General features: G+C 68.4%; 1 protein-coding gene, 1 tRNA gene and 1 pseudogene. 1 reads left to right on the forward strand and 2 read right to left on the reverse strand.

Annotation, left to right across the window (positions count from 1 at the left end):
• Positions 1 to 158: 158 nt before the first annotated feature.
• Positions 159 to 1,304: a lipase family protein gene (locus R1101_RS0122690; RefSeq protein WP_037224795.1), complete on the forward strand. Its 1,146-nt coding sequence runs from the start codon at positions 159 to 161 to the stop codon at positions 1,302 to 1,304.
• A 126-nt stretch (positions 1,305 to 1,430) separates the two neighbouring features.
• On the opposite strand, the gene R1101_RS0122695 is transcribed toward R1101_RS0122690, so the two are convergent.
• Together R1101_RS0122695 and R1101_RS0122700 are read right to left on the reverse strand one after the other, a co-directional pair.
• Positions 1,431 to 1,503: transfer RNA gene (locus tag R1101_RS0122695), tRNA-His, on the reverse strand.
• Between the two features lie 86 nt (positions 1,504 to 1,589).
• Positions 1,590 to 1,798 (reverse strand): annotated as a pseudogene (locus R1101_RS0122700) (oligoribonuclease); the annotation flags it as partial.

The following is a 1,798-nucleotide window of genomic DNA, read 5'->3' on the forward strand; positions in this document are numbered from 1 at the left end:
AAATGGATCTTCGACAACACCAAGCGCGGCGACATCGTCGTGGTCCGTAACACGGTCGGCGGTGTTCTCCCGGGGACGGACGGACTCGGTGACTGGAACATTCCGTGGTCCACATGGAAGGCCGGTAACGCTGCGGCGTGACGGATCAGAGGGGATCGATGGCCGTTCGGAGGCGACCGTTGCGCACCGCATTCTGCGGTGCCGTACTGCTCGCATCGCTGACGCCGACGGGGGCTGCGGCGGCTCCCGTCGCGTCGTCGACCGCTTCGACGCCCGGTGCCGTCGTCTCACAGCAGCCGCTGCCCGAGGAGGTGTCGCTGCCAGGCGCGGGCACCGCGACGAAGCTCGAATACCGCACCGAGTGGCGGTCGGGAGAGCCGACCGTCGCCACCGGGGCGTTGTTCCTGCCCGAAGGTGACGCCCCCGAAGGGGGCTGGCCCGTCATCGCGTGGGCACACGGCACGACCGGCGTGGGCGACGACTGCGCACTTACGACCCGCACGCCGCGATCCGATCTGGAACGCACCTATCTGCGGCACTGGCTCGACTCCGGTTACGCGATCGTCTCTGCCGACTTCCCCGGTCTCGGCTCCGAAGGTCTCCATCGTTATCTCGACGGCCCCAGTGCCGCGAACAGTATCGTCGACATCGTCCGGGCGGCCCGCGCGGGCGGGGCGCCGCTGTCCGAGCGGTGGCTCGTGATGGGCCAGTCGCAAGGAGGGCACGCGGCGCTGCACACCGCCACGATCGCGACCTTCCGGGCACCCGAACTCGACTTCCGCGGAACGGTCGCCACGGGCGCCCCGGCGAATCTCGAGCGGGCGTTCACGATCGGCGTGCCGGGTTTCCCGGATCCCGGGCTGGCGGGTCTGGTCGGTTTCAGCGGCTACATCTTCGCGGGGCTGCGCGATGCCTACCCCGAGATCGACGTCGACAGCTTCCTGACTCCTGTCGGCCGGGAGGTCGTCGACCGGGCCGAAGAGCTGTGTTACGACGATCTCGAGGAGTCGGTGCGCGGCATCCGGGTCGGTGAGCTGCTCGCGCGTCCGTTGGCCGAGGAGCCCATGGCGGCGCTGCTCGCCGACTATCTCGCCGCTCCGGCGAACGGATACGACCGGCCGGTGTTCCTCGCCCACGGCGTCCACGACGTGGTGGTCCCGCTGCCGCTTTCTGCCGCCCTCGCCGCCGACATGAAGGCCGCAGGAGCGGACGTCGACTATCGCGTCTACATGGCCGGGCACTACACGACGGTCGAGCGTTCGCTGCCCGAGGTCGACGTGTTCGTGGCCCGCTCGTTCGAATAGACCCGCCTCACGCCCCGAACCGGGCCGTGCGCGCGTTGTAGCGTCGGCGAACCCCGGTTCGGCGCGTGAAGATCCGTCGTGGACGAGAAAACCCCCGATCGGGAATCCGATCGGGGGTTTCTTCGGGGTGAGTGACGGGACTCGAACCCGCGACAGCCAGGATCACAACCTGGTGCTCTACCAACTGAACTACACTCACCATCGCATCCGCCGGCAACCTCTCGGCCGCTTGCGCCTGCGGTACAGATACTAGCCTGACGATGACGGAAAAGACGAATCGGCTGGTCAGGCCGGTCCCAGGTCCTTCACGACGGCTGCGAGGTCGGCCGGGGTGGGGCCGGGAGGCGCCACGAACGCCGTGCGCCGGTAGTAGCGCAGTTCGCGGATCGACTCCTTGATGTCGGCGAGCGCCCGGTGCGACAGTCCCTTCTCCGGCTGGCCGAAGTAGATGCGCGGATACCAGCGCCGGCACAGCTCCTTGATCGAGCTGACGT

The sequence above is a fragment of the Rhodococcus sp. R1101 genome (assembly GCF_000278445.1).
Classification (GTDB): Bacteria; Actinomycetota; Actinomycetes; order Mycobacteriales; family Mycobacteriaceae; genus Rhodococcus; species Rhodococcus gordoniae.